Origin of the sequence: 'Fragaria x ananassa' phyllody phytoplasma, from assembly GCF_018274325.1 — a bacterium.
Taxonomy (GTDB): domain Bacteria; phylum Bacillota_I; class Bacilli_A; order Acholeplasmatales; family Acholeplasmataceae; genus Phytoplasma.
The window spans coordinates 130144-142180 of record NZ_JAGVRH010000001.1; the positions used below are offsets into that span (position 1 = coordinate 130144).

The 12037-nt window shown below is 23.5% G+C and carries 9 protein-coding genes; 6 read left to right on the plus strand and 3 right to left on the minus strand.

The features are described 5' to 3' along the window. The first annotated feature begins 5 nt into the window (after window positions 1–5). From ybeY to J8J04_RS00625, 6 genes are all read left to right on the plus strand, one after another. Window positions 6–464, plus strand: coding sequence for an rRNA maturation RNase YbeY (gene ybeY / locus J8J04_RS00600; RefSeq protein WP_212330863.1), 459 nt, complete (start codon window positions 6–8; stop codon window positions 462–464). A 45-nt stretch (window positions 465–509) separates the two neighbouring features. Next, window positions 510–1400: a GTPase Era gene (gene era / locus J8J04_RS00605; protein WP_212330866.1), complete on the plus strand. Its 891-nt coding sequence runs from the start codon at window positions 510–512 to the stop codon at window positions 1398–1400. A gap of 100 nt (window positions 1401–1500) precedes the next feature. Next, the gene (locus J8J04_RS00610) at window positions 1501–2889 is read left to right on the plus strand and encodes a glycine--tRNA ligase (RefSeq protein ID WP_212330869.1); all 1389 of its coding nucleotides are present in this window, start codon (window positions 1501–1503) and stop codon (window positions 2887–2889) included. Beyond that, window positions 2874–4691 (plus strand): DNA primase, encoded by a 1818-nt coding sequence (dnaG, locus tag J8J04_RS00615; protein WP_212330872.1) that lies wholly within the window; start codon window positions 2874–2876, stop codon window positions 4689–4691. The genes J8J04_RS00610 and dnaG overlap by 16 nt, the downstream gene beginning before the upstream one ends. Before the next feature lie 246 nt (window positions 4692–4937). Then, complete coding sequence (gene rpoD, locus J8J04_RS00620) at window positions 4938–6158, plus strand: RNA polymerase sigma factor RpoD (RefSeq protein WP_425305781.1); 1221 nt, start codon at window positions 4938–4940, stop codon at window positions 6156–6158. Then, entirely contained in the window at window positions 6159–6608 is a 450-nt protein-coding gene (locus J8J04_RS00625) for a class I SAM-dependent methyltransferase (protein ID WP_212330878.1), read from the plus strand. Window positions 6609–7833: 1225 nt separating this feature from the next. On the opposite strand, the gene J8J04_RS00630 is transcribed toward J8J04_RS00625, so the two are convergent. The 3 genes from J8J04_RS00630 to J8J04_RS00640 all read right to left on the minus strand — a co-directional run bounded on the left by J8J04_RS00630 (window position 7834) and on the right by J8J04_RS00640 (window position 10636). Then, the gene (locus tag J8J04_RS00630) at window positions 7834–7974 is read right to left on the minus strand and encodes a hypothetical protein (protein ID WP_212330881.1); all 141 of its coding nucleotides are present in this window, start codon (window positions 7972–7974) and stop codon (window positions 7834–7836) included. A 425-nt stretch (window positions 7975–8399) separates the two neighbouring features. Continuing rightward, entirely contained in the window at window positions 8400–8576 is a 177-nt protein-coding gene (locus J8J04_RS00635; RefSeq protein ID WP_212330884.1) for a hypothetical protein, read from the minus strand. Window positions 8577–10423: 1847 nt separating this feature from the next. After that, on the minus strand, window positions 10424–10636 hold the full coding sequence (locus J8J04_RS00640; protein WP_212330887.1) for a hypothetical protein: 213 nt from the start codon (window positions 10634–10636) through the stop codon (window positions 10424–10426). Window positions 10637–12037: the final 1401 nt, after the last annotated feature.

A 12037-nucleotide genomic window follows, 5' to 3' on the forward strand; every position in this document is an offset into this window, starting at 1 on the left:
AGTCAATGAAAATTAAAATTCATAACCAAACTTCTTTTAACATAGATATTTATCAACAATTGCTAATTCAATTATTTTTCACTATTGAAGAAACTCGCCAAATGCATCTTATTTTTGTAAATTCAGACACAATGCAACAGTTAAATCTCTTTTATCGCCAAAAAAATACTATTACAGATGTTTTATCTTTTCCTAATAATATTTCTAATTATCATCATTTAGAAGCCAAAGCACAAAATAATTCTTTAGGAGATATCTTTATTTGTTGGGAACAAGCTCAAAAACAAGCCGATAATTTAGGAAATAGTTTAGAAAAAGAAATTGCCTTTTTAGCAGTTCATGGTTTCTTGCATCTCAAAGGGTATCAACATCGCAATCCAGAAGAATTACAAAAAATGGTTGATTTACAAGAACAGATTTTACAAAAAAGTAATTTAACACGATCCACCATTATTAAAGCATAAACTACCACAAAAAAAACAAAAAACATCAAAAAATTGAGGATAAATATGAATTTTAAATCAGGTTTTATTTCTATTTTGGGACGCCCCAATGTTGGTAAGTCAACTCTTCTTAATGCTTTAATTAACCAAAAAATAGCTATTACAAGCCATAAACCACAAACTACTAGAAATAAAATTATTGGTATTTGCCATGAACAAGATGCTCAATATATTTTTTTAGACACCCCAGGAATTAACACATATAAACATTTATTAAATCAAAAAATGAATCATATTGCTTTTCAAAACATTAAGGATGTTGATGTTATCTTATTTTTAACAGATTCCTTTTATCAACCTCAGGAAGAATTCTTATTAAAAGCCATTTTTACCAAGTTAAAATATAATTTAAAAGCTATCTTTTTAGTTATTAATAAAATTGATTGTTTCAAACAACAAAATAAAATAGATAATATTATTTTAAGTTATTTAAAGTATTTTCCTTTTCAAAATGTCATTCCCCTATCCGCTACTAAAGGTAAAAATCTTGATAAATTAAAAAGTACTATTTTACAAAATATTCCTTTAGGAGTTCATTATTATCCCAAAGAAATGATAACTGATCAAAAAAAAGAGTTTTTCATATCAGAAATTATTCGTGAAAAAATCCTTTACTATGTTCACGAGGAAATACCACATTCAGCCGCTGTTTTAATTGAGAAAATAGAAAAAAAAACAAAAGTTTTAATTGAAATATGGGCTATCATTTTAGTGGAAAGAAGTTCTCAAAAGAAAATTTTAATTGGATCGCAAGGTAATAAATTAAAACAAATAGGAACTGATGCTAGAAAGGAATTAAATACACATCTAAATTTAAAAACCCATATTAACTTATGGGTTAAAGTCAAACCTAATTGGCGCAATCAAAAAGAAGAATTAAATCGTTTTGACTATTAAAACTTTGAAAAAACGACCACATCATTTTTCTTAAAGTCAGTCACACAAATTAAACCAAAAAAAAAAAAAAACAAAAACTTAAATGAAGGAGCTTTTGTTAATGAATTCTTTAGAAAAAATCATTATTTTGGCTAAACAAACTGGTTTCGTTTTTGCTGGAAGCGAAATTTATGGAGGATTGGCTAATAGTTGGGATTATGGCCCTTTAGGTAGTTTATTAAAAAATAACATTAAAAAAGCTTGGTTACAAAAATTCGTGCAAGAACAAAATCATAATGTATTACTTGATGGCTCTATTTTGCTGAATTCTAAGGTTTGGAAAGCCTCAGGACACCTTGATTCCTTTGTTGATCCTTTAACTGAAAATCAAGATAATAACAAAAGATTTAGGGTAGATAATTTAATTGAGGAACACAACCCTAATTTAAATATCAGCACCTTGTCTTATGAACAAATGCATCAATATTTGGTGCAACATAAAGTTTTAGGGACAGCTAATTGGACCCCCATCAAACCATTTAATATGCTTTTTCAAACTCATCAAGGGACAATTTTGCAAACTTCAAAACCTATTTATTTAAGGCCAGAAACAGCTCAAGGTATTTTTATTCAATTTAAAAATATTTTAAAAACGACTCGTAAAAAAATTCCTTTTGGAGTATGTCAAATTGGAAAAGTTTTCCGTAATGAAGTAACGCCTGGTAATTTTATTTTTCGAACTTGCGAGTTTGAACAAATGGAGTTAGAATTTTTTTGTCAACCAGGAACTCAAAATGATTGGTTTTCCTATTGGAAAAAAATTATGTATCAATTTGTAATTGGTTTAGGAATGAAACCAACTAATTTAATGTTTAAAGATCATCACAAAGAAAAATTAAGTCATTATTCTGAAAAAACGACAGATCTTTTATTTAAATTCCCTTGGGGATTTGATGAACTTTGGGGGATTGTTTCACGAACTGATTTTGATTTACGCCAACATCAAGATTATTCTAAAAAAGATCTGACTTATTTTGATGAAACAACTAAAAAACGATACCATCCTTATGTTATTGAACCTTCTTTAGGAATTGAAAGATTATTTTTATCTTTTTTAATCAATAATTATCACGAAGATATAACACCAAAACAAGAAGTAAGACAAGTTTTAACTTTTCATCCCTTTTTAGCCCCTTACAAAGTCGCTATTCTCCCTTTAATTAAAAAAGAACATAGAACTAAAGCTCAAGAAATAGAAAAATATTTATCTTTATATTTTGATGTCTGTTATGATGAAACTCAAAGTATTGGCAAAAGATATCGGAGACAAGATATGATAGGAACTCCCTTTTGTATAACAATTGACAATGACACTATCAGGAACCAAACAGTTACTTTAAGAGATCGCGACACTTTAAAACAGCAAATTATGACTGTTGAACAAGTGAAAAATTATGTAACAGAACAAATGCTTTTTAATTTATCGGTACATGAATGCAAGAAGAATTAAAAAAAAAAATTAACGACAAAACTTCTATAGTAGAATTAGTTCAAGAATTTGTTCAATTAAAAAAAACTGGGAAAAATTATATAGGTTTATGCCCTTTTCATGATGAAAAAACACCATCTTTTTCGGTTTCTCCTGAAAAAAATATCGCTGTTTGTATGTCTTGTAAAAAAGGTGGTAATCCTATTATTTTTTACAAAAAAATAAAAAATCTATCTTTTAACGAAGCTGCTTTTCAATTAGCATCTCGCCTTGGCATTAAAACGGTTTTATTAAATGCCAAAAGTACTCATCAATATGCTCATTTGCACCATATTATGAAAGAAACAGCTGAATTTTATGTTAATCAATTAAAACATAATAAAACAGCTTTGGCATATTTATCACAAAGAGGTTTAAATCCAGCCATTATTGAACATTTTAAATTAGGATACGCCCCTAAAAACTCTCTTTTATCTCGTTATTTGATTGATTCATCTAATTTTAATCCTGAAGATTTAAAAAAATTAAGTTTAATTAATCAAGATGAACATACAGGACGTTGGTATGATTTTTTTCGCAATAGACTAATTTTTCCTATTACTGATTCCAACGGTTACATAATAGCTTTTTCTAGCCGCGGTTTTGACGAACAAACTCCTAAATATTTAAATAATCCTGAAACTGTTATTTTTAAGAAAAGCGAAATTTTATATCAATATTTTGAAAATCAAAAGGAAATTCAAAAAAAACAAGCCATCATTTTACATGAAGGTTTTTTTGATGTTATCTCTTCTTTTCAAGCAGGCATTAAAAATGTTATAGCCACAATGGGAACTAATTTAACTAATAAACATATTAAATTATTAGCAAAATTAACTCAAAAAATAATTATTGCATATGATGGCGATGCTGCTGGAAAAACAGCTGCGTTAGAAATTGCTGGCACCTTACAAAAAAATAATTTTCAAGTTAAAATTGCTCATTTTCCTGATAATTTAGATCCTGATGAATTTATTAAAACTAAGGGAAAAGAATCCTATCAGCAATTATTAGATCACCATGTTAAAGATTTTTTACTTGTTAAAATTGATGCTATTTGTCAACAACTTAATGCTAATAATCAAAATCAAATAGAAAATAAAATTAAAGGGTTGTTTCAAAATCAAAATTTTGCTACTAAAATATTATATCAAAAGTATTTACAACAAAATTATCAATTAACAATTAATTTATCTTTACTAACGCGCTTTCAACCAAATATTAATCAACCCAGCAAACCTAAAACTAATAATCAATTTTTTGATCAAGTAATGCATATTGTCATTGAATTTTGTCACAATCGATTTTTTTTTGAAAAAAATTACGACGCCTTTGATAGAGAATCAATTTACCCTAACATCGAATTTATTTATCTTATTAATAAAATTAAAAATTATTATAATAACAATACCGAAGCCACCTCCATTCCTTGGGAATATTTTAAAAATGAAGCCAATCGTTTAAAAACAAACGAATTGTTACACACAATCAAAAAGCATCATTTTTTTAAAAACCAAGTAACTATTACTAAAGAAAAATATGAAAAATACATCCAAATTTTAAAAATAAAGAAGCAAATTCAAGAATTAAAAGAACAGAAAGATATTCTTAAAAATGAAATTCAAAAATTAAATCATCACATTCAAGGATTACCAGTTGAAAATCAATTGCAAACAAATGATTCAGCGAATCATTATCAACAAATAAGACTTGAAAAATATGAAAAATTAAGAGATGCACAAAAAGCATTAAAACAAGAGGAAAATAAACTTAAAGATATTTAAGTTAATAAAAGTTGTACAAGAATAAAAAATTAAAAAAGAGGTATTTAATAAATGAATTTTAATGATATTGTCAAAACATTAAATAATAAAGCAGGTGTTGCTAAAAAAATTAACTTGGAAGATATTAAAATGTTATTAATCCAAGAAAATTTTGAAATTTCATATCAACAAATAGAAAAAGAGTTAAAAAGACAAGGCATTCAAATTATGACTCCTCTATCATCAGTCTTAAATCACTCTTCTAATATGGATCATAATAGCAATATCAAACCCACTAAAACATCGCAATTACAATCACAGATAGAAGATGAAACAATCGCTGATACCAACTCTCAAAAATCAACATCTGCTTTATCAAAAGAAACTTCTCAAAAAGAAAATAAAGATAATAAATTAATTGATGTTTTGGCAGAAAATCCTCAAAATGAAAATTTAGAATCTGAACCAGATCTTGAAGACTTAAACTTAACCCTAGATGATAACGACAATCAATTAATCAAAGAAGATACGACTAAAGTTGCTGCTGATATTAAAATGGATGATTCTGTACGCATGTACTTAAAAGAAATCGGTTGCATCCCTTTGCTTTCAGCAACAGAAGAGAGAAAAAAATCAATTGAAGTGTTTTTAGGCAAACAAGCTAAGCAAAAATTGACTAAAGCTCATATACAAGAAATCCCTTTGCCAGAACAAGAAATCCAAGATTTAGAAAACAAAATCAAACAAGCTCAATATGCTAAAGATATTTTAGTAGAATCTAATTATCGTCTAGTTGTTTCTATTGCTAAACGTTATATTGGTAGAGGCATTTTATTTCTTGATTTGATCCAAGAAGGCAATATGGGCTTGATGAGGGCAGTTGATAAATTTGATTATCAAAAAGGTTTTAAGTTTTCTACTTATGCGACTTGGTGGATTCGCCAAGGTATTACAAGAGCTATTGCCGATCAAGCAAGAACTATTAGAATTCCAGTTCATATTGTAGAAACCATTAACAAAATGGCTCTTTGTACTAGAAAATTAACTCAACAGTTAAAGAAAAAACCAACAATTGAAGAAATAGCGATGAAAATGGATGTTTCGACTGAAAAAATAAGAAGTATTCAACATATTGAAAAAAAACCTATTTCCTTAGAATCGCCAGCTCGTGAAAATGAAGATGAAACTTCTTTAGGTGATTTCATTTCCGATCCTAATATTTTATCACCTCATGAATATATGATGAAAGAAGTAACTCAAAAGCTTTTAGATGAAGTTTTAGAAAATACTTTAACCGATCGTGAAGAACAAATTATTAAAATGCGTTATGGTCTTTTAGATGGCAAAACCCATACTTTAGAAGAAGTTGGTAATTTATTTGGTGTTACTCGCGAACGTATTCGTCAAATTGAATCCAAGGCTTTAAGAAGGTTAAGAGCTCCTGCAAAACAAAGTAAGTTAAAAAGTCTATATCACAACTATAAATAAATGAAACGAATTTCCTTTATTGCCTCTTTAACCAAAAACTATAGTACTGTTTTAGATATCGGCACTGATCATGGGTTGGTTCTTAAAAAAGCTTTTCAAAAAGGATATATTAAAAAAGCACTTGCTTCTGATATCAGGATTAAACCTTTGTTGCAATGTCAAAAAAATCTTCAAAATTATCCAGTAACTTTTTATTTAAGTAATGGTTTTAACAAGATTGATCAAGATTTTGATTTAGCTTTAATTTGCGGGATGGGAACTTACACCATTATTAAAATTCTTTCACAAACACCTGATAAAAGTAAACATTTTTTATTAGGAACTCAAAGTAAACTAGATTATTTAAAAACATGGTTATTGCAAAATGATTTTGTTATTTTAGAAGAATATAATTTATTTGATAAATTTTTTTATTCTTTTTTAAAAATTACTGGTAAAATTTTAAAATAAATATATATAATTATAATAATAAAAAAAGACAAGAAATTAAATGTGATCAAAATCAAGATATCACAAAAGAAACTATTTTTAAAGATGATGAATAAAAGCCTTTAATAATTATCAAACATGATGATATTCATAACTTAATTTTAATGTTTTGTAACAAAAAAATGTAAAAAAACAAAAACCCTCTAAAAAAGAGAGTAAAATATATGATAATTAAATTAAAAATAAAATCCTTTCTTGATATTTAATATTTATATAATTAAGTAAATAATTGATATAAAAGATTAATATAATTATTAAATTGAATGTATCTTATTTGTTTGTCTAAATTATTACTAAATTTTTTATAAGTTTCTAATTTATTAAGATTAAAACATTTATTTAATAAAAAACATGTCTTAAAATATTTTTTACTGTTAAAATAATTTTTAAACAATTTTTTGGCATAAAAAATGGTTTAATAAAAAAAAAGATAATTTACCTTTTTAAAACAAATTTTTTTATTATTTGTTCTTAAAATATCATTTCTTAATAATTTAAAAAATGGGTTACTTTTTTTAAAATCTAAAACATTTCTAAGATCAAAACCTGTTAAATTGGTATTGAGGGTGTTTTAAATCAAAAGGTAAATATTTTATAGTTTTAGTAATAGGTAATTTTTAACAACTTAAAGAAAATTGAAATAAATGTTTACCATTTAAATAATTTTTCTTTTATAAAATCATTTTTTTAATTTCTTTATCACTTAAACTAGCATCATATTTACTAACATATTAAACAATAATAAGGAAATATCTTTATGAATAACACTTTTTTTAATTGACATTCGTTAATTTTTAATTTATTTGTTTGTTCATTATCTTTATAAAATATTTGTAAATTTTGATTTTCATAAATTTTCCAACCATTTTAAACATTATATTTATCTCCACGGTCATAATAATATCCTTGTGTTTTCATAAAATTCTGAATTAAATAATAAATCTTTTTTTTGATACATCATTTTATTAGTAAAACCAAAAATCTTTAATAAAACAATATTAAACATAATATGAAAATACCAAACACCTTTAATTTGTAATTGGAAAGCTATAAAATATTTAATTTTTTTTAAATATCTTTTAATATTTAAAATATTAATTTTTTGTTTTTTTAATTTTTGATAATTATAACGTAATTGATTAATAAATTCTTTAACTAATTTTTGAATATTGGTTAAATATTTAACTTATTGTAATAAAGAACCATTATGATTGTGATGAACTAAGGTAAGAATTAACCAACTAATTTTATTTTCATTTGCAAAATTATAAACAACTTTAAAACAAACATTATTTTTAGATTGTCTAATATTTTTTTTAATATCCATTAATTTACTTTCAATATTAATTGGTTTATTAACAATTAAATTATCTTTATCTTTTCCAATAATTAAAAACAAATGTTTTTATAAATTGAATTTAGTTTTTTATTATTATTTTCTAATTTTGAATAATATTCATTATCAAAATAACTTTTAAAATCATTAAAATTGAGGTAGTTCTTTTATTTTATCTCTAATAAATTGTACTTTTTCTTTATTATCTTTTAAATTATAGTTAGTTTTATAAAGAAAATAAAAATCATCAAAATCATCTAATAATATCAGAATTAGAAAAATTATAACCAAATACCTTTAATTCATAATGAATAAAAGCTATTTTTTGTTTTTTTTAAGATTTTTTTTTATTCTATTATCTTGCATTGATGAAATAAGACAACAAAAATATAAATTAGTAAAATAAGAAATACAACCTAAACCAAAATCAGTAGTTTTTTAAAAAAAAAATTATTTTGATAATCTTTTTCAATTTTTTCTTTTTCAAAATTAATGAAACTTTTATTATTATTAATTGAATTAAACATTTTTTGAGCATGAAAAAATAATTTAACATCTTTTTTATTTGTTGTAAATTCATTTAAATATAGCATAATTATTTTTCTTTTATAGTTTTATAAATATAATATAGTTTATTCACTTCATTTAAATTAAAATATATTATTTCCCCTCTAAACTTATTTTTGAAAAACAAGTCTTAGTCTTTTTTTTCATTTTCATAGGTATTATCTTACTTTTCGTGCGCATGGGCAATAACATTGCTGCTGCTGCTCCATGAACTTATTAGTATTTTCCTAGGTTTTTTATATTCCTTAAATATCCCTAACATTTCAATGTTAGGGACTAAGATTAGACTAAGATTAAAATTTTAGTTTTTTTTTATTATCGTGCTTTTACCGTGAAACTATCGGTAAAGGAGTTTCGAGAATAATTTGTCAATTATATGATTATTTTATTTATATTATATAGTTTTATCTTTATTATTTTCTGTTACAATATAATTGTATTAACGAACTACTTTACAAACATAAATAATAATTTAATAAAAATGTTAAAATTATTAATGGCCTTACATATATATTTCAGTAGATAGTTAGATATATGTAGGGACTTTTTTTTCTTAAATTGTTCTACAAAAAAATAGTTATATAAATCAAAGCCCAGGAAAAGCAAAAGATTTATATAACTATCATAGAAAAGTTGCATATTAAATGCAAAATATTTAATTTAAACATAGAACGATTTATTGATAAATAAATGACTATGCTATTATTATTATATCATTTTGTAAAAATATTTTTAATCATATAATTAACAAATTATTCTCGAAACTCCTTTACCGATAGTTCACGGTAAAAGCACGATAATAAAAAAAAAACTAAGATTTTAATCTTAGTCTAATCTTAGTCCCTAAGATTTATATAAAAGTCCCTAACATTGAAATGTTAGGGATATTTAAGGAATATAAAAAACCTAGGAAAATACTAATAAGTGCATGGAGCAATGTTATTGCCCATGCACTTATAAATAAGGAAATACCTAATAAAATAAAAAAAGTCCCTAAGAATAACTTTTCAGTATAGAGTTTGCAGGACCCCCTAAGGAAATACCTAGCGATTTTTTTTGTATAAAAAAACTAAATTTCAAAATAATAATTTATAAGAATAAAAAATTGATTTATATAATTATTTTAATTATTTATTTTATAGTACAATTTATATTGAAATATAAATTGAAAAAAATAAATAATTAAAATATTTCAATATTTATATATTTAAAAATATTATGAAAGGAAAATTATATAAAAAATGAATTCATTAGATGCTTTTGGTTTTTTTATGTTTTTTGCAATACAATTAGCAATTATTATAACATTTTTTAAATTATTATTAAATTTAAGTGATTCAAAAAACAGAAAAAAACATTCAATAAATTTATTAATATTAATAGTATTATTTTTTGTTATAGCTTTTTGTTTTGGTTCATATTATATAAAAATTAATATATAAAATAATAAGCTTAGTCACTTCATTTATCCGTCTTATCAATCCTAACTCACAATATAACATTAAACCCAAAATCTCACATAAAAAAATCCTTTTTTTACATTCGATTTTGGTGTACTTAATGTTTTTATATATTGTGAGGATTGACAAGCGGATGAAGCGACCAAGCTCTCTTAAAAAAGACACTTTTAATTATATGAGGATTAAACAAGCGGAATCCACAAACACAGATCTAAAAAAGAATAAAAAGGGAGACGAAGGGAAATAATACATTACTTAATGTATCTTCCCTTCTTGCTGAATATCAACTTGTAATAATAAATTTATATTAATATAAATATTAAAATGTATTTAAAGGGCAAAATAATGCATTTTAGAGGTATTATAAATTTAATCAATAAATTAAAATTAATATTCCGCGGAATAAAAATTTATTAATATAATTTATTAGAAACATAGATAAAAATACAATTATCTTCTATATATTCATGGAACCTATGGCCGTTATTACGAGACAATTTTATTTTAAGAGCATATTTAACATAAACTATAAATCCTCTTTGACCACATATAATATTTTTTAACAAAACTACATTATTTAATATCTCTCTTATACTTATATCATCATAAACATATATTTTAAACATATCATTATAACTATTTTTGTTAAAATCCAACGAACCCCTGATATAATTGAATTGTACTCATTGATTATTTAAATAACTAATAATAAACTCATTTTTACTAAGTTTACTAGAACCCTAAATGACAATGAATTTAGAACGATGAATAACATTCATCTCTTCCTTTATCGTCATTATAATTTATTGAGTACTATGGTTATCTTTAAAATTATCAAAACTAAAAAATGTTTCGGTTTCCTTTTCAAGTTCATCAAACAATCAGAAGATTTTCTTGATGAACTTTTCTTTTATAATTTTTTTGATTAAGTATATTTGTTCTAAATAAAAATCACGATCTAAATTAATTATAAATTTATCAAGAAATTTTTTAACTTAACTTAAAGTTAAATTATCATTATAATAATATTGATCTTTTAATATATATCTATTTCATCATAGATTAATTGTTTACGTTCTTCTTGGTTTTGAAGAACGTATTTTTTATGTCTAGGGGTACCCTCTTCAATAAATTCTCCATCTTTTTTTATATAGTCAATTGATTTTTCGATATCACGAGCAGTTTCAATTTTAGGATGAAAGCCATCAATGTCAAAATATTTTTCACTTTTTAAACTACCCCAAAAAAATGGAACCAGTTAAGAACCAAAAACAAAAAATTCCTTATTAATTGTAATTAGTATTTAAAATTATATTTTAAATTTAATATTATTTGTTGATGTTATAATATATTTATAAATTATAATATTTTTTATGGAAAGAAAACAATGAAAAAAATAAATAAATTAGTTAAAGTTGGTTGTTGGTTTTGTATTTGTTTTCAAACGACTTTTTATACTTTTTTAATAAATTTATCATCAAAAATTAAAATTTTATATTATTCAAATTTTAAATTTTATTATATAAAAATATTTGGAAAAGAATATTTTTATAAATTAAAAAATATTTTTTTTAACCAAACTATTTTAGAATTATTATTTTATTTGATTCTTTTCTTATTTCCTTTTTTGATTTTTTTATATATGAGATTATATAATTCAAAAGCAAATAAATTTACAAAAATATTTTGTGGTATATATGGTCTTATTTGGGGATTATTTCCTGGTTTATTTATATTATTTGGTTCTTATCAAAAAGAAAATCGTTCTTTAGTTAATCTGTAATATTTTATTTATATTATATAGTTATGTTAATAAACTACTTTACAAACATAAATAATAATTTAATAAAAATGTTAAAATTATTAATGGTCTTACATATATTTTTCAGTAGTTCGTTAGATATATGTAGGGCCATTTTTTTATTTAAATACCCACATTAAAATATATAAAAAAAAATAGTTATATAAATCAAAGCCCAGGAAAAGCAAAAGATTTATATAACTATCATAGAAAAGTTGCATATTAA

What these genes read in the sequence shown, in the direction of transcription:
- dnaG (WP_212330872.1), top strand. Translation starts at nt 2,874, where the DNA reads ATGCAAGAAGAATTAAAAAAAAAAATTAACGACAAAACTTCTATAGTA.
- rpoD (WP_425305781.1), top strand. Translation starts at nt 4,938, where the DNA reads ATGGATCATAATAGCAATATCAAACCCACTAAAACATCGCAATTACAA.
- J8J04_RS00610 (WP_212330869.1), top strand. Translation starts at nt 1,501, where the DNA reads ATGAATTCTTTAGAAAAAATCATTATTTTGGCTAAACAAACTGGTTTC.
- J8J04_RS00635 (WP_212330884.1), bottom strand. Translation starts at nt 8,576, where the DNA reads ATGCTATATTTAAATGAATTTACAACAAATAAAAAAGATGTTAAATTA.
- J8J04_RS00625 (WP_212330878.1), top strand. Translation starts at nt 6,159, where the DNA reads ATGAAACGAATTTCCTTTATTGCCTCTTTAACCAAAAACTATAGTACT.
- J8J04_RS00640 (WP_212330887.1), bottom strand. Translation starts at nt 10,636, where the DNA reads ATGTTTAAAATATATGTTTATGATGATATAAGTATAAGAGAGATATTA.
- era (WP_212330866.1), top strand. Translation starts at nt 510, where the DNA reads ATGAATTTTAAATCAGGTTTTATTTCTATTTTGGGACGCCCCAATGTT.
- ybeY (WP_212330863.1), top strand. Translation starts at nt 6, where the DNA reads ATGAAAATTAAAATTCATAACCAAACTTCTTTTAACATAGATATTTAT.
- J8J04_RS00630 (WP_212330881.1), bottom strand. Translation starts at nt 7,974, where the DNA reads ATGGATATTAAAAAAAATATTAGACAATCTAAAAATAATGTTTGTTTT.